At 64.2% G+C, this 16,508-nt stretch carries 15 protein-coding genes and 1 pseudogene; 6 read left to right on the forward strand and 10 right to left on the reverse strand.

What is annotated here, in order from left to right; translation table 11 throughout:
* Positions 1-83 precede the first annotated feature (83 nt).
* The 3 genes from AC1RQP_RS23410 to AC1RQP_RS23420 all read left to right on the forward strand — a co-directional run bounded on the left by AC1RQP_RS23410 (position 84) and on the right by AC1RQP_RS23420 (position 3,474).
* Positions 84-1,379 carry a lytic murein transglycosylase gene (locus AC1RQP_RS23410; protein WP_239621815.1) on the forward strand — a complete coding sequence of 432 codons (1,296 nt, stop codon included), beginning with the start codon at positions 84-86 and terminating at the stop codon, positions 1,377-1,379.
* 310 nt (positions 1,380-1,689) lie between these two features.
* Complete coding sequence (locus AC1RQP_RS23415; RefSeq protein WP_124163322.1) at positions 1,690-2,193, forward strand: DUF1993 domain-containing protein; 504 nt, start codon at positions 1,690-1,692, stop codon at positions 2,191-2,193.
* 180 nt (positions 2,194-2,373) lie between these two features.
* Entirely contained in the window at positions 2,374-3,474 is a 1,101-nt protein-coding gene (locus AC1RQP_RS23420; protein WP_492938653.1) for an alkene reductase, read from the forward strand.
* A gap of 203 nt (positions 3,475-3,677) precedes the next feature.
* Here the strand turns inward: AC1RQP_RS23420 and AC1RQP_RS23425 are convergent, their stop codons facing one another.
* Positions 3,678-4,721, reverse strand: coding sequence for an aromatic ring-hydroxylating dioxygenase subunit alpha (locus tag AC1RQP_RS23425; protein WP_239621813.1), 1,044 nt, complete (start codon positions 4,719-4,721; stop codon positions 3,678-3,680).
* An 18-nt stretch (positions 4,722-4,739) separates the two neighbouring features.
* Positions 4,740-5,936 (reverse strand): ABC transporter substrate-binding protein, encoded by a 1,197-nt coding sequence (locus AC1RQP_RS23430; protein WP_492938741.1) that lies wholly within the window; start codon positions 5,934-5,936, stop codon positions 4,740-4,742.
* A 161-nt stretch (positions 5,937-6,097) separates the two neighbouring features.
* Between AC1RQP_RS23430 and AC1RQP_RS23435 the strand changes: the two genes are divergently transcribed.
* Positions 6,098-6,805 (forward strand): TetR/AcrR family transcriptional regulator, encoded by a 708-nt coding sequence (locus tag AC1RQP_RS23435; protein WP_239621812.1) that lies wholly within the window; start codon positions 6,098-6,100, stop codon positions 6,803-6,805.
* A gap of 113 nt (positions 6,806-6,918) precedes the next feature.
* Here the strand turns inward: AC1RQP_RS23435 and AC1RQP_RS23440 are convergent, their stop codons facing one another.
* From AC1RQP_RS23440 to glpD, 7 genes and pseudogenes are all read right to left on the reverse strand, one after another.
* Positions 6,919-8,661, reverse strand: a complete 1,743-nt coding sequence (locus AC1RQP_RS23440) for an ABC transporter substrate-binding protein (protein WP_492938742.1) — start codon at positions 8,659-8,661, stop codon at positions 6,919-6,921.
* A 130-nt stretch (positions 8,662-8,791) separates the two neighbouring features.
* Positions 8,792-9,121 carry a DUF2160 domain-containing protein gene (locus AC1RQP_RS23445; protein WP_492938654.1) on the reverse strand — a complete coding sequence of 110 codons (330 nt, stop codon included), beginning with the start codon at positions 9,119-9,121 and terminating at the stop codon, positions 8,792-8,794.
* Positions 9,122-9,131: 10 nt separating this feature from the next.
* Positions 9,132-9,938: a carbohydrate ABC transporter permease gene (locus AC1RQP_RS23450; protein WP_492938655.1), complete on the reverse strand. Its 807-nt coding sequence runs from the start codon at positions 9,936-9,938 to the stop codon at positions 9,132-9,134.
* A pseudogene (locus AC1RQP_RS23455) lies at positions 9,938-10,911 on the reverse strand (carbohydrate ABC transporter permease). Before AC1RQP_RS23455 ends, AC1RQP_RS23450 begins: the two are co-directional and overlap by 1 nt.
* Positions 10,911-11,996, reverse strand: coding sequence for an ABC transporter ATP-binding protein (locus AC1RQP_RS23460; protein ID WP_492938656.1), 1,086 nt, complete (start codon positions 11,994-11,996; stop codon positions 10,911-10,913). Before AC1RQP_RS23460 ends, AC1RQP_RS23455 begins: the two are co-directional and overlap by 1 nt.
* Before the next feature lie 12 nt (positions 11,997-12,008).
* A complete protein-coding gene (locus tag AC1RQP_RS23465; protein ID WP_492938657.1) occupies positions 12,009-13,085 on the reverse strand; it encodes an ABC transporter ATP-binding protein in 1,077 nt (358 codons plus the stop codon).
* The gene (gene glpD / locus AC1RQP_RS23470; protein ID WP_492938658.1) at positions 13,082-14,632 is read right to left on the reverse strand and encodes a glycerol-3-phosphate dehydrogenase; all 1,551 of its coding nucleotides are present in this window, start codon (positions 14,630-14,632) and stop codon (positions 13,082-13,084) included. The genes AC1RQP_RS23465 and glpD overlap by 4 nt, the downstream gene beginning before the upstream one ends.
* A 232-nt stretch (positions 14,633-14,864) precedes the next feature.
* Here glpD and AC1RQP_RS23475 point away from each other — a divergent pair, with 232 nt between their 5' ends.
* Entirely contained in the window at positions 14,865-15,149 is a 285-nt protein-coding gene (locus AC1RQP_RS23475; protein WP_492938659.1) for a type II toxin-antitoxin system Phd/YefM family antitoxin, read from the forward strand.
* Entirely contained in the window at positions 15,146-15,571 is a 426-nt protein-coding gene (locus tag AC1RQP_RS23480) for a type II toxin-antitoxin system VapC family toxin (RefSeq protein WP_492938660.1), read from the forward strand. The genes AC1RQP_RS23475 and AC1RQP_RS23480 overlap by 4 nt, the downstream gene beginning before the upstream one ends.
* 3 nt (positions 15,572-15,574) lie before the next feature.
* On the opposite strand, the gene AC1RQP_RS23485 is transcribed toward AC1RQP_RS23480, so the two are convergent.
* Entirely contained in the window at positions 15,575-16,420 is an 846-nt protein-coding gene (locus AC1RQP_RS23485; protein WP_126260507.1) for a DeoR/GlpR family DNA-binding transcription regulator, read from the reverse strand.
* Positions 16,421-16,508 lie beyond the last annotated feature (88 nt).

The following is a 16,508-nucleotide window of genomic DNA, read 5'->3' on the forward strand; positions in this document are numbered from 1 at the left end:
AGCATCGAAAGGATGGCTTGAGGCCGTCACTTCACCTAAACTTCGGGCGAATCCACGCCCGCCCTTTCCCCGCCGGAACTCCCATGGTCCAGACCCGATTTCTGATCGCGGCCGTCACGCTTTTCGCGTGCACCGCCACCGCTTCCGCCCAGATGCTTCCACCTCCCGCCAGGCCCGTAGCGCCCAAGGCCCCCTCGCCACGCGCAGCCTCGTGTCACAATGGCGCGAGCTTCGATCGCTTCCTCGCCGACGTGAAGCAACAGGCGGTGGCTGCCGGCGTGTCGCAGCACACGATCGCGGAGGCTTCACCGTATCTCGTCTACGACCAGGGCATCGTCAACCGCGACCGTGGCCAGCGCGTGTTCGGCCAGCTCTTCACCGAATTCGCCGGCCGCATGGCCGCGCCCTATCGCATGCAGAACGGACAGCAGCATATCAAGCGATACGCCGCGGCCTTTGCACGCGCCGAAAAGGAATATGGCGTGCCACCGGCCGTGATCGCCGCATTCTGGGGCCTCGAAAGCGACTTCGGTGCCAACATGGGCAATCTGCCGACGCTGAAATCGCTGGTGTCGCTCGCCTATGACTGCCGCCGCTCGGAGATGTTCGTGGGCGAGACCATCGCCGCGCTGAAGATCATCGACCGCGGCGATCTGCATCCCGATGAAATGATCGGCTCCTGGGCCGGCGAGCTCGGGCAGACGCAGTTCCTGCCCGTGCACTATGTCAACTACGCGGTCGACTATGACGGCGACGGACGGCGCGACCTGTTGCGGTCGCCAGCCGACGTGATCGGCTCGACCGCGAACTACATCGCAAACGGACTGAAGTGGCGGCGCGGCGAGCCGTGGCTGGAGGAGATCAAGGTGCCGGCCAACCTGCCGTGGGAGAAGACCGATCTCACGGTGCGCGAGCCGCGCTCGACATGGGCGCAGCTGGGCGTCACCTATCCCGACGGACGGCCGCTGCCGAATGACAATCTTGCGGCGTCCGTGCTGCTGCCGATGGGCCGCTTTGGTCCGGCCTTCCTCGCCTATCCGAATTTCGCGGCCTACACCGAATGGAACAACTCGCTGATCTATTCGACCACCGCGGGCTATCTCGCCTCGCGCATCGCCGGCGCCGCGCCGATGCGCAAGCCCTCCGCGCCGGTGGCGCAGCTGCCGTTCAACGAGCTGAAGGAATTGCAGCAGCTGCTTGCGCGCGCCGGCTACAATGTCGGCAAGGTCGACGGCGTGCTGGGCCAGCAGAGCCGCACTGCCGTGAAGGCGATGCAGATCAAGTTCGGCCTGCCGGCCGATTCCTGGCCGACGGCGGAGTTGCTCGCCCGCATGCGTGGCGGCACGGCGCAGGCGCAGCCGGCGGGGATTGTCAGATAGACAATCTCTCCGTAGTCATTCCCCGCGACGGGGCTACGCCAAGGCTTCGCCGCAGTTAAGGTCCAGGAGGCGCCGAAGCTTTAGCGAAGGCGGCAGGCGGGGAATCGAGTACGCCGCGGCCTGTCGATTCAGTCACTGCCGTCTCGGCGTACTGGATCGCCCGCCTGCGCGGGCGATGACGGCGGAGAGTGACGAAGTAGAATTTTCGCATCGCACAAGCCGCGCTCTGCGATTGTATTTTTCCATGAGGCTCCCATGTGAGTGGCTCAGGTTTTCTCCTGAGATTTCCCATCATTGAAGCGAGCATCACATGTCCTTCTACGACGCCGTCGTCCCCGCCTATCTGCAGATGCTGAACAGCGTGACCGGGCTGCTCACCAAGGCCGAGGCGCATTGCGCGGCGAAAAAGATCGATCCCGGCGTCCTGCTCGGCTCGCGCCTCTTCCCGGACATGTTGCCGTTGTCGAGGCAGGTCCAGCTCGTCAGCGATTTCGCCGCCAAGGGCTGCGCCCGGCTCACTCACAGCGAAGTGCCCACGACGCCCGACACCGAGACCAGCTTCGCGGAATTGAAGCAGCGGCTGGCGAAGACGATCGACTACGTCAAGTCGTTCAAGCCCGAGCAGTTCGAAGGCGCCGATGCCAGGGACGTTACCTTCCCGGCCGGCCCGGACAAATCCATCACCATGAAGGGACAGCAATTCCTGAGCTCGTTCTCGCTGCCGAACTTCTATTTCCACGCCGCGACCGCCCACGGCATCCTGCGCCACAACGGCGTCGAAATCGGCAAGCGCGATTTCATGGGCACGAACTGACTTGCCGGATCGCACGGCCGCGACGGCGGGATTCTGCTGTCGTGGCCGGAATTGCACATGAATTATGCTACGCGGGCGCTGCCGCGCAGCTCACCTGCACTTTCCGTATGGCTCTTCCCTTGCGCCTGATGCCGCGATGCACAAGTGTTCGGGACCTCTCACCGCCTGGAAGCATTTCCCATGAGCCGTTCGACTAAATTGTTCGAGACCTACAAGCTCGGCCCCATCACGCTGGCCAATCGCCTCGTGATGGCGCCGCTGACGCGCAACCGTGCCGTGCCCGGCACGTTCGTGCCAGGCCCGCTTGCTGCCGATTACTATGGCCAGAGGGCCTCTGCAGGGCTTCTGATCACCGAAGCGAGCCAGATCTCGCAGCAGGGCCAGGGCTACCAGGACACGCCCGGCATCTACAACAAGGACCAGGTCGCCGGCTGGCGCAAGGTCACCGACCGCGTGCATGCGCGCGGCGGCAAGATCTTCATCCAGCTCTGGCATGTCGGCCGCATCTCGCATGTCGACCTTCAGGCGAGTGGCGCCGCCCCGGTCGCGCCGAGTGCGATCCGCGCCAAGGGCAAAACCTTTGTGAATGGCGGTTTTGCCGACGTCTCCGAGCCGCGCGCACTCGAACTCTCCGAAATCCCGGGGATTATCGACGACTTCAAGCGCGCGGCGAAGAATGCGCTCGAGGCCGGCTTCGACGGCGTCGAGATCCACGGCGCCAACGGCTACCTGCTCGACCAGTTCGCGAAAGACGGCGCCAACAAGCGCACGGATGCTTACGGTGGCTCGATCGAGAACCGCGCGCGTCTGATGCTTGAGGTCTCCAAGGCCGTCGCCGCCGAGGCCGGCGCGGACCGCACCGGCATCCGCATCTCGCCGGTGACGCCGGCCAACGACATCTCCGACAGCAACCCGCAGCCGCTGTTCGATCACATCGTCGACGGGCTCAACGCGCTCAAGCTGGTCTATCTCCACGTCGTCGAAGGCGCCACCGGCGGACCGCGCGACATCGCGCCGTTCGACTATGCGTCCTTGCGCAAGCGCTTCTCCGGCGCCTACGTCGCCAACAACGGCTATGATTTCGAGCTTGCGACCAAGGTGCTGGACGCGAACGCGGCCGATCTCATCGCCTTCGGCAAGCCGTTCATCTCCAACCCCGACCTCGTCGAACGGCTGAAGCAGGGCGCGCCTCTGAACGACTGGGACAAGAACACCTTCTACGGCGGCGGCGCCAAGGGATACACGGACTACCCGACGCTGGCGGCCGAGCCGGCGGAGTAGATCGCCCATCAATGTTGCGGGGCGTCACCAAAGCATGATCCGGAAAAGTGCGAAGCGGTCTTCCGAAAAGACCATGCTTAAACAACAACCCAAGGCGTGATGGCGATTCATCCTGATCGCATCGCGCTTTGGCGCCCCTCGGATGTCGAAATCCTGGTTCCGGGCTCGATGCTTCGCATCGCCCCGGAATGACTTCGCCGCCCTTATGCCGAGGCGCGCGTCTCGGCTTCGCCGGCCACCATGCGCTCGACGATGCGTCGCATGCGCTGCGGGGCGGCGTCGATGGCGAGCCGGATGCATTTGACGTTGGGACGCGCCTGCGCAACCTGTTCGATGCGCTCCAGTATCTCTTTGTCCTCGTTGAAGGCGATACGGAAATCGCCGTGCAGGCGCTGATCCACGTCGGCGTCGTCCAGCGCGAAATTGCGCACGTGCAGCCAGTGGTCGATACAGACATTGTCGTCGACCGGCGTGATGAAATGGCAGGCGAAGATGCGCAGCCCCTTGCCGCGGTCCGCCGGATCGGCAATCGCACCGGCATCCGCGCTGCCGAAATCGATCACCGCGATGCAGGGCGCGACATAGTCGTAGTAATGCCAGCGATCCACATTGCCGCTGAAATTGCCGTACTTGGCGAACAGCGGGATCGGCGGCGCATTCCGGATCCAGCGCCATACCAGCACGCCACGATCGCCGTAGGTGTGCTCCACCGGGATCTCTTCGCTCGCCGAGTTGCCGAGCGTCGACAGGTGCACGAAGCTGACATGGGCGGGGTCGCAGAGATTGTCGGCGAGATTGAGATAGTTGGTTTCGATCCGCAGGGCGTCGCCCTCCGCGGCATGCCAGCCCGCCTCGCCGAACTGCGGCAGGTCATAGATCAGCGATGGATCGGCCAGCGCGGGATCGCCGGGCCAGATCCAGACCAGGCCCATCTTTTCCCTGAGCGGATAGGAGGGCACCCGCGCGTTCTGCGGAATCACGGGCTGGCCGGGAATCCGGACACAACGTCCGTCGGCGCCGAAGGTCATGCCATGATAGCCGCATTCGATGGCGTCGCCCTTCAGCTTGCCCATCGACAAGGGCGCCAAACGATGCGGACAGGCGTCGTCGAGCGCAATGACCTGGCCGGCCTCGCCCCGGTACACGACGAGGTCCATGCCGAGAATGCGGTGTCGCGCGAGGGAACGCGTCACGTTGCGCGACCATGTGAGCGGATACCAGGTGTTTCGCGGCGCGAGCAGTTTCATGGCAGCTCCTAGTCCTTCCTAGTTCTTCAGCTTGGCCAGCACTTCGGCGTCGGCGGGCTGATAGTCCGCGCCGTCGACATAGCGCCAGTCGGTCATCACGCCCTGGCCGTCCCGCACCGCGAGCTTGCCGACATAGACTCCCATGGTGGATTGGTGGTCGATCGCCCGGAAGGAGATCGGACCCACCGGCGTGTCGACCTTGAGATGCTCCATCGCCTTGATCAGATCGTCGGTCCTGGTCGAGCCGGCCGTCTCGATCGCCTTTGCCAGCACCAGCGTGTTGGCGTAGCCGATCAGCGCGCCGATGTTCGGAGGCTCCTTGAAACGCGCAACATAGGCTTTCAGGAACGAGTCGTGAGCCGGGGTCTTGATCTCGCTCCAGGGATACCCGGTGACCACCCAGCCGGGCGGCGCCTCATCCTTCAGCGGCGCGAGATATTCGGGCTCGCCGGACAGGATGCTGACGACGGCGCGCTTGGCGAACACATTGCGTGTCGTGCCTTCGCGCACGAATTTCGTGAGATCGGCCCCGAACGTCGCGTTGAAGATGGCATCGGGCTGCTCCGCCATCATCGCCTGCACCACTGCGCCCGCGTCGATCTTGCCGAGCGGCGGCCACTGCTCGGAGACGAATTCCACGTCGGGCTTCAATCGCTTCAATTCGCGCTTGAAGCTGGCCACCGCGGCCTGACCGAACTCGTAGTTGGGCGCAATCGTCGCCCAGCGTCGCGCGGGGAACTTGGCCGCCTCCTTTGCCAGGATGGAGGCTTGCGTATACGTGCTCGGCCGCAGCCTGAACGTATAGCGACTGCCCTTCTCCCAGATGAGCGCATCGGTCAGCGGCTGCGAAGCGAGGAAGAATATCCGCTTCTGCTTGGCGAAATCGGCGACGGCGAGGCCGACATGGGAGAGGATCGTGCCCGTCAGGAGATCGACCTGCTCGCCATCGACGAGCTGACCGGCGGCGGTGATGGCCACGTCCGGCTTGCCGGCATCGTCACGGGCGATGATTTCGAGCTTGCGGCCGAGCACACCGCCTTTGCCATTGATCTCGTCGCGCGCGAGCTCCCAGCCCTGGCGATAGCCGCGGGTCCCGACCGGGAGCGCCGAGTAGCTCGATATTTCGCCGATCTTGATCGGCGGCGGCTCGGCCGCCCACCCCGCGCCGCAGGTCAGGGCCAGGGCCAGTCCAACGAACTTCGCAACAGCCGAAATGCGCACAGCAGCCTCCCTTCATTGGGATCAGCGAATGTATGTAGTACTTACTACATAGCGAATACCAGGCGATGTTGGTTGTCAATGACGAAGAAAAGGCGGGGCTTGCCAAAAAAGCGGCAGGCCCCATCCTGCTGGTTGTGATTCCCCTGGGATAGGCGATGGCCAACAATACAGAGCTGCCAGCCCGCACACTGGCCGGCCCCCGTCTCAAGCGGCCGGCCAAGCGGAAAAAGGCCTCAACGGTGCGACGGACGCGAGCGCCCGATCAGACCCGCGAGGCGATTCTGCGCGCGGCCGTCGCCGAGTTTGCCCGCGAGGGCTATGGCGGCGCGCGAGTCGATCGCATCAGCAAGGCCGCCAAGAGCAACGACCGGATGCTCTATTACTATTTCAAGAGCAAGGAGAAGCTCTTTCACCAGGTCATCGAGCATTGCTATGCCGACCTGGTCGCTTCGGAAGAGGCGCTCGATCTCGATTTTTCCAACCCGCGCCAGGCGCTCGCGGCGCTGGTCGCCTTCAACTGGAACTACTACTGGGCGCACCCGGAGCTGTTGAGCATTCTCGCCACGGAGAATCTGTTCAAGGGCCGTCACGTCAAGAACAACATCCGCCGCAGCTTCTCCAATACCCAGCTGGGCATGCTGGATCGCGTGCTCCAGAGCGGCATCGAACGGCGCGAGTTCAGGCCGGACTGCGACCGCTTCCACCTTTATCTGTCGATCCTGTCGCTGACCTATTTCTACCGCGCCAACCTCTACACGCTGTCGAGCTATACGCAGATCGACCTCGCGGACGAGGAACGGCGGAGGACATGGCTCCTGCACGTGCAGACGATGATCGAGGATCTGGTGCGGCGGAAGGAGTGACGGGGTTGCTGCCGCTTCGCTGCGCCCGCAACGACGAGTGAGGGCAGCGCGCAAGGAAAAAGGCCGGGATCGCTCCCGGCCTTTCGTTCGTGATGATGCGCTCTGCGCCAGGTCTACTTCGCTTCCGCGCGCTTGGGCGGGGTCGCCGGCCACGACTTGATCAGGGTGTCGTAGTCGACCGTCTCGCCCTTCGGCTTCTCGTTGGCGAGCTTGCGCTGGGGCGCGATGGTGCCGTCCTTCTCGGCCTTCGCGAACCAGTACTCCGGCTTCTCCTTCTTGTGGAGCTTCGGACCGCAGGCACCCTGCACGCCGGACTTCTCCAGGCGCTCCATGACGGAGTCCTGGGCCGCGGCGAGCGCGTCCATCGCCTGCTGCGGGGTCTTCGCACCGGACGAGGCGTCGCCGATGTTCTGCCACCAGAGCTGTGCAAGCTTCGGATAGTCGGGCACGTTGTTGCCGGTCGGGGTCCACTGCACGCGCGCGGGCGAGCGGTAGAACTCGATCAGGCCGCCGAGCTTCGGCGCACGCTCGGTGAACGACTTGTCCCAGATGTCGGACTCACGGATGAAGGTGAGACCGACATGGCTCTTCTTCAAGCTCACCGACTTGGAGACGATGAACTGGAGATAGAGCCAGGCTGCCTTGCGGCGATCCGCCGGGGTCGACTTCAACAGCGTCAGCGATCCGGCGTCCTGGTAGCCGAGCTTCATGCCTTCCTTCCAGTACGAGCCGTGCGGCGACGGAGCCATACGCCATTTCGGCGTACCGTCCGCGTTCATCACGGCGATGCCCGGCTTCACCATGTCTGCGGTGAAGGCGGTGTACCAGAACATCTGCTGGGCGATGTTGCCCTGCGCCGGCACGGGACCGGACTCGGAGAAGGTCATGCCCTGGGCCTGCGGAGGCGCGTACTTCTTCATCCACTCGAGGTATTTGGTGATCGAGTAGACCGCCGCCGGCCCGTTGGTGTCGCCACCACGCTCGACGGAAGAGCCGACCGGACGGCAGCCCTCCATGCGGATGCCCCATTCGTCGACCGGCAGACCGTTCGGAATGCCCTTGTCGCCATTGCCGGCCATCGACAGCCAGGCGTCGGTGAAGCGCCAGCCGAGCGAGGGGTCTTTCTTGCCATAGTCCATATGGCCATAGACCTTGACGCCGTTGATCTCCTTGACGTCGTTGGTGAAGAACTCGGCGATGTCCTCATAGGCGGACCAATTCACGGGCACGCCGAGCTCGTAGCCATACTTGGCCTTGAACTTGGCCTTGTAGTCTGGGTTGGTGAACCAGTCGTAGCGGAACCAATAGAGGTTGGCGAACTGCTGGTCGGGCAGCTGATAGAGCTTGCCGTCCGGCCCGGTGCCGAACGACTTGCCGATGAAGTCGTTGACGTCGAGCATGGGGTCGGTGACGTCCTTGCCCTCACCGGCCATGTAGTCCGACAGCGCGATGGTCTGGCCGTAGCGGAAGTGGGTGCCGATCAGGTCGGAATCGTTGATCCAGCCGTCATAGACGTTCTTGCCGGACTGCATCTGGGTCTGCAGCTTCTCGACGACGTCACCTTCCTGGATGAGGTCGTGCTTGAGCTTGATGCCGGTGAGTTCGGAGAACGCTTTCGCCAGCGTCTGCGCCTCGTATTCGTGGGTGGTGATGGTCTCGGAGACGACGTTGATCTCCATGCCCTTGAAGGGCTCGGCGGCCTTTGCGAACCACTCCAGCTCCTTCTTCTGGTCTTCCTTCGACAGCGTCGAGGGCTGGAATTCCGCGATCCATTTCTGGATCACGGCCTCGTCGGCGGCGCGGACCGGCGCCGAGACGGCAAGCGACACCGCAACGATCGCGGCGGCGCTGGACATGGTCAAAAAGCTATTCCTGGTCAATGGACCTTTCCTTCTCCTAAACTGTCGCATGTTATTCCTCCGTTGCAGCGACAAACTTTTATACAGGCCCGGGTTGGTCCCGGATCTGGCCGTCCCTTCGCCAGTTTCAGACCGTGCGGAAGATGAGCACGGCCGTGACCAGCGAAATTCCGCTTGCGAGCCACAGGCTCGAAATCTCGAAACCCTCCTCTCCGATCGGCAGCGCGGCGATGGGATCGGTGCCGACGAGACCGATCCACGCGAGGTGGATGACGGCGGCGGCGATCAGCGAGATGAACAGGCGATCGCCGCGCGTCGTCGGGATGCGCAGCACGCCGACGCGCTCGGCCTCGGGATAGACCGCGGCGAGCCAGGTCATCACGGCCAGCGTGCAGGCGAGCGCGACGAAGAAGATCGCGGTCGGCAGCGTCCAGGCCATCCATGCGATAGACTCCATGGTTGCCTCCTTACACGCGGCCGAGCGCGAAACCGCGCGCGATATAGTTGCGGACGAACCAGATCACCAGCGCACCCGGAATGATGGTGAGCACGCCGGCGGCGGCGAGCAGGCCCCAGTCCATGCCGGCCGCCGACACCGTGCGCGTCATGATCGCGGCGATCGGCTTGGCCGACACCGAGGTCAGCGTGCGCGCGAGCAGCAGCTCGACCCAGGAGAACATGAAGCAGAAGAAGGCGGCGACGCCGATGCCGCTGGCGATCAGCGGCACCAGGATCTTGATGAAGAAGCGCGGGAAGGAATAGCCGTCGAGGAAGGCGGTCTCATCGATCTCGCGCGGCACGCCGGAGACGAAGCCTTCGAGGATCCACACCGCCAGCGGCACGTTGAAGATGCAGTGCGCCAGCGCCACCGCCCACGGCGTATCGAACAGGCCGATCGCCGAATAGAGGTTGAAGAACGGCAGCGCATAGACCGCAGCCGGCGCCATGCGGTTCGACAACAGCCAGAAGAACAAATGCTTGTCGCCGAGAAAACGGTAGCGCGAGAAGGCGTAAGCCGCCGGCAAGGCCACCGAGATCGAGATGATGGTGTTGAGGACCACGTATGTCAGCGAGTTGATGTAGCCGGAATACCAGCTCTCGTCCGTGAAGATACGCTTGTAGTGCTGCAGGGTCGGGGTGTGCGGCCAAAGCGTCATCGTCGAGACGATCTCGCTGTTGGTCTTGAAGCTCATGTTGACGAGCCAGTAGATCGGCAGCAGCAGGAAGACCAGGAACAGCCCCATGATGAGGCGGCGGCCGGGAATCGAATGCATCACGCCACTCCTTCCTTTGGCTGCAGCACGGGCACGGGCTTGGCCCGGACGAAGGCTTGGGCTCCGCCGCCGGCTCGCTCGAAGCCTGGACTTTGCGTTCGACGCCGGCATTGGTCATCACGGTGTAGAAGATCCAGCAGACGATCAGGATGATGAGGTTGTAGACCAGCGACAGCGCGGCGGCCTTGCCGAGATCGAATTGGCCGAGTGCGATCTTGACGAGCTCGATCGACACGAAGGTCGTCGAGTTGCCCGGCCCGCCGCCGGTGACGACGAACGGCTCGGTGTAGATCATGAAGCTGTCCATGAAGCGCAACAGCACCGCAATCAGCAGCACGCGGTTCATCTTCGGCAGCTGGATCGCCTTGAATACGGCCCAGCGCGAGGCGCCGTCGATCTGCGCGGCCTGGTAATAGGCCTCGGGAATCGACTTCAGGCCGGCATAGCACAGCAGCGCGACGAGGCTGGTCCAGTGCCAAACGTCCATCACGATGACGGTGACCCAGGCATCGAACTCGTTGGCGACGTAGTTGTAGTCGATGCCAATGGCGTTGAGGGTATAGCCGAGCAGGCCGATGTCGGGCCGGCCGAAAATCTGCCAGATCGTGCCGACCACGTTCCAGGGAATCAGCAGCGGCAGCGCGAGGATGATCAGGCAGGCCGCGACCGTCCAGCCCTCGCGCGGCATCGACAGCGCGACGACGATGCCGAGCGGCACCTCGATGGCGAGGATCACCAGCGAGAAGAACAGGTTGCGGCCGAGGGAAGCGAGGAAGCGGCCGCCGAGATCGGTCGAGGGATCAAGCAGCTCCTTGAACCAGCCGACACCGTTCCAGAAGAACTGGTTGTTGCCGAAGGTGTCCTGCATCGAATAGTTCACCACCGTCATCAGCGGCAGCACCGCCGAGAAGGCGACGACCAGGAACACCGGCAGCACCAGGAACCAGGCTTTTTGGTTGACGGTCTTGTCCATCAGGCGGCTCCCTCCACCAGAAGGCTGTCGGCATAGACGTGCACGTGCGACGGATCGAATTTCAGCCCGGCGGTGCCGTCGGCGCTGGTGAAGCCCGCCGGTGCGCGCGCGGCCAGCTTCGCGTCGCCGACGCGCACGCGCGCGAAACGGATGCGGCCGAGATCGTCGATGCGCTCGATCCTGGCGGTGAGCAGGCCCGGCGCGGGCGCAACGACCTCCACGAATTCGGGACGGACGCCGATCTCGATCTTGGCGCCCGAAGGCAGCTTGTCGTAGCTGCGATCGAGCGCGATGACGAGGCCGCCGATCTTGGCCTCGCGCCCCCGCACCTCCGCCGGCAGGATGTTCATGCCGGGCGAGCCGATGAAATAGCCGACGAAGGTGTGCGCCGGCTTGTCGAACAGTTCGGCGGGCGTGCCGCTCTGCACGACGCGGCCGTCGTGCATGACGACGACGGTGTCGGCGAAGGTCAGCGCTTCGGTCTGGTCGTGGGTGACGTAGATCATCGTGAGATCGAGCTCACGATGCAGCGCTTTCAGCTTGGAGCGGAGTTGCCATTTCAGCTCGGGATCGATCACCGTCAGCGGCTCGTCGAACAGCACGGCGGCGACGTCCGAGCGGACGAGGCCGCGGCCGAGCGAGATCTTCTGCTTGGCATCGGCGGTGAGTCGGGTGGCCTTGCGGTTCAGATAAGGTTCGAGGTCGAGCAGACGGCCGATCTCGGCGACGCGCTTGTCGATCTCGGCCTTCGGCACGCCGCGATTCTTGAGCGGGAACGCCAGGTTCTGCCCCACCGTCATGGTGTCGTAGATCACCGGAAACTGGAACACCTGGGCGATATTCCGCTTCTGGGTCGACAGTGGCGTGATGTCCTTGCCGTCGAACAGGATTTTCCCGCGCGACGGCGTGATGATGCCGGAGATGACGTTGAGAAGCGTGGTCTTGCCGCAACCGCTCGGGCCGAGCAGCGCGTAGGCGCCGCCCTGCCGCCACGTCATCGTGACAGGCTTGAGCGCAAAGCTCTCCGGAGCGGCGTCATTGCCGCCGTAGGAGTGCGCGAGATCGACGAGGTCAATGCGGGCCATGGCGCACCTCCCTCAAGAACCAGGTGCCGCGACGAGGCGGCCAGCCGCATCGAACACGAACACATCATTCGGGTCGAGCACGGCGTCGAGCGTCTGGCCCGGCTCGAATTCGTGCACGCCGTGCAGCACCGCCACCCAGTTCGAACCATCGCGGGTCAGATGCACGAAACTCTCCGAACCGGTGATCTCGGTCACCGTGACAGTGGCATGGAAGGCATGGCGGTCGGCCTCGCCATTGGCGAGCGCGAGTTGATGCGCGCGAAAGCCGACGCGATAGGCGCCGTCAGCCAGCGACGAATACAGCCCCGAGGCCGGTGACGCGATGCCGCCGGCATATTGCACGGAGCCATTCTTCTTCTCGATGCCGACGAGGTTGAGCGGCGGATCGGAAAAGACCTGCGCGACGCGCAAGGTCTGCGGCCGGCGGTAGACGCTGGCGGTCTCGCCCATCTGCAGCGCCTGGCCCTCCCACATGCACACCGTGTTGCCGCCGAGCAGCAGCGCCTCGGTCGGCTCGGTGGTGGCATAGACGAAGATCGCGCCCGAGGCCTCGAAGATGCGCGGAAGCTCGGCGCGCAGCTCCTCGCGCAGCTTGTAGTCGAGATTGGCGAGCGGCTCGTCGAGCAGCACGAGATCGGCGCCCTTGACCAGCGCCCGCGCGATCGCGGTGCGCTGCTGCTGGCCGCCGGAGAGCTGGAGCGGCGTGCGCTTCAGGAACGGCTCGAGCCGCAGCAGTTTTGCAGCCTCCGCCACCCGCGCCTCGATCTCGCCGCGCGGCTTGCCCTGCACGCGCAGAGGCGAGGCGATGTTCTCGTAGACCGTGAGCGAGGGGTAGTTGATGAACTGCTGATAGACCATCGCGACCGAGCGCTGGCGCACGTCGACGCCGGTGACGTCCTTGCCGTTGACCAGCACCTTGCCCGTGGTCGGCTTGTCGAGACCGGCGAGCAGCCGCATGATAGAAGTCTTGCCCGACAGCGTCGGCCCGAGCAGGACGTTGAGCGTACCGCTCTCGAGCGTCAGGGAGACGTCGCGGATGTGCTCGACACCCTCGACGGTCCGGGTCACGTGATCCAGTGTCACGGTCATGAGCGTCCTCCCGCTTCCAGCAGGGGACTTTGCGGCACGGCGTGGGTCCTGATCCAGTCGTCGAGCGTCGCAATCTCGTCGGCAGATAGTCGCAGGCCGAGCTTGGAACGGCGCCAGACCACGTCCTCGGCGGTGACGGCCCATTCATTGGCCATGAGATAGCTGACCTCGCGCTCTGTCAGGGTCGCGCCGAAGGCCTGGCCGAGATCGGCCAATGATCTCGCATCGCCGAGCAGCTTCATCGCCCGCGTGCCATAGGCGCGCGCGAGCCGCCTTGCATGCTCATGGCTGAGGAAGGGATAGCCGCGCTGGAGCTCGGCGATCAGCCCGTCGATGTCCGACACATCCATGTCGCCGCCGGGCAGCGGCCATTTGCCGGTCCAGCCCTCGCGCGCTTTCGCGCTGCGAAGATAGGGCGCAAGGCGTTCCAGGGCCTCTTCGGCGAGCCTTCGATAGGTCGTGATCTTGCCGCCATAGATCGACAGCAGCGGCACGCCGCCGGGCGTGTCGAGCTCGAACACGTAGTCGCGTGTCGCGGCCTTGGCTTCGCTTGCGCCGTCGTCGTAGAGCGGCCGCACGCCGGAATAGGTCCAGACCACGTCATCCGGCGTGACCGGCTTGGCGAGATATTCGCTCGCCGCGGTGCAGAGATACTGGATCTCCTCGACCGTCGCCTTCACCTTGGCGGGATCGCCGTCATAATCGCGGTCTGTGGTGCCGATCAGCGTGAAATCGTCCTGGTACGGGATGACGAAGATGATGCGGCCATCGGCATTCTGGAACATGTAGGCACGGTCGTGATCGTAGAGTTTCTTCACGACGATATGTGAGCCCTGCACCAGGCGGACTTTTGCCTTCGCATTGACGCCGGCGCCGCGGCCGAGCACGTCCTCGACCCAGGGACCGCCGGCATTGACCAGTGCACGCGCCCGGACCTGCGAGCGCTCGCCGGTCAGCGTATTGACCATGCTGACCGTCCAGAGGCCGCCGGACTGGCGAATCTCGGTGGCGCGGGTGCGGGTCCGGATCTCGGCGCCCTTGTCGGCGGCATCGCGCGCGTTGAGCACGACGAGGCGGGCGTCGTCGACGAAACAGTCGGAATATTCGAATGCGCGGGCATAGCGATTCGGGATCAGCGGCTTGCCGACCTCGTCGCGCCTCAGATCGACCGAGCGCGTGGCGGGCAGCAGATGCCGGCCGCCGATGTGGTCATAGAGGAAGAGGCCCAAGCGCAGCAGCCAGGCCGGGCGCAGGCCGGCATGGTGCGGCAGGACGAAACGCAGGGGACGGATGATATGGGGCGCGATCCCCCACAGGATCTCGCGCTCGATCAGCGCCTCGCGGACCAGGCGAAACTCGTAATATTCGAGATAGCGCAGGCCGCCATGCACCAGCTTGGTCGACCAGGACGACGTCCCGCTCGCCAGATCGTTCATTTCGCACAGGAAAACTGTGTTGCCGCGGCCCACCGCGTCACGCGCGATGCCGCAGCCGTTAACACCGCCTCCAATGATGGCGAGATCGAAAATACGCTCCAACAGACGCATCCCCCGGGCGACCGCTCGTTCCGTCAAGCGGCTACTTTCGCTTTTGATTAGATCACACCGAAAAGCGAAAGCAAGATGAAAGAGAAGCGAAAGGAAGCGAAAGCAGAACTTTTTGGTGGGCAATGGGCTGAAGAAATCAGCAATTTCGAAGCCAATTCCCGAGGCAGCGCCGCCCTTGATCGGTCGGCATCACAGAACTATAGTCATAATAGTCATATTGGTTCTCTCGCGCATGGTCGACCGAAACACTGCACCCGATCCGCTTCCGGCTGATGACATCTGGACACTCGCCAACGCCAAGGCACGGCTGTCCGAGGTGGTCGACCGCGCTCAAGCTGGCCCTCAGATCATCACCCGGCACGGCAAACCAAATGCAGTGGTCGTTTCCGCTGAGGAATGGGCACGGAAGACCGCACGCAAAGGCACGCTCGCCGACTTCCTGCTGGCTTCGCCGTTGCGCGGCACTGACCTCGAGCTTGAACGCATGCGGGATGAACCGCGCGACGAGATGCCGTGAACCTGCTCCTCGACACCAATGTGCTGTCGGAGGTTCGTCGGCCGGCGCCTTCCCCGAAAGTCCTGGCGTGGCTCGATACAATCGATGAGGACCGCGCGTTCATCAGCGTCGCCTCGATTGCCGAGCTCCGCCGCGGCATCGCTCTGCTGGACGACGCCCGGCGGCGCACGGCCTTAGCAGCTTGGCTCGCCCATGATCTGCCAGCGCGATTTGCAGGGCGCATCCTGCCGATCGACCATGCCGTGGCTGAACGATGGGGCGACCTGATGGCGCAGAGCCGCCGCACTGGTGTTGCACTGTCCGTCATGGACGGCTTCTTTGCAGCCAGCGCGCTCGTCAGCAACCTCACGCTCGTCACACGCAACGTGAAGGATTTTACGGCCTTCGGCGTCCCGCTGCACAATCCGTGGGGCGACGCCTAGGGGCTATCGCAGCCGCACCACCGGCGCGGCTTCAGGCACCGCATCCTGGGCGTCGGCCGGCGCATCGTCGATGTCCGCGTCCTTCGGCATCGCCGCGACCACTTCGATGCCCTTGCTGTGGCAGATGGTGGCGAGGCGCTCGGGAAGCTCCTGGTCGGTGACGAAGGTCTGGATCTGGGTGATGTGGGCGATGCGCACCGGCGCGCTGCGGCGAAGCTTGGTGGAATCGGCGACCAGCATGACGCTGCGGGCATTGGCGATGATGGCCTGCGCCACCTGCACCTCGCGATAGTCGAAGTCGAGCAACGCCCCCTCCTCGTCGATCGCGGACGCGCCGATGATGGCATAGTCGACCTTGAACTGGCCGATCAGCTGCGTCGCGGTCGAGCCGACCACTGCGCCGTCGGCGCGCCGCACCGTGCCCCCCGCGACCACCACCTCGATGCGGGGATGGCGGTAGAGCAGCATGGCGACGTTGAGATTGTTGGTGATGACGAGCAGGTCCTCGTGCGAGGTCAGCGCGCTCGCGACCTCCTCCGTCGTGGTGCCGATGTTGATGAACAGCGAGCAGCCGTTCGGGATCAGCGAAGCCGCCGCCGCGCCAATCGCCTTCTTCTCGTCGGCGGCGACGAAGCGGCGCGCCTCGTAGGCGAGGTTTTCGACGCCGGAGGCGATGATGGCGCCGCCATGGATGCGGGTCAGCGATCTCCGTTCGCAGAGATCGTTGAGATCCTTGCGGATGGTCTGCGCCGAGACTTCGAAGCGGCGCGCGAGCTCCTCGACCATGACGCGGCCCGAAGCGCGCGCGATGTTGAGGATTTCGGCTTGGCGATGGGTCAGTCCGGTCACGGCAACGGCCTCAAATCAGAGGGATGCATGGTGCGGCGGTTCGCGCCTTCGGTCAATGCGCGCGCCGATCACGGTTAACGGATGAAAG

The organism is Bradyrhizobium sp. GW821-FHT13H06, assembly GCF_058803975.1.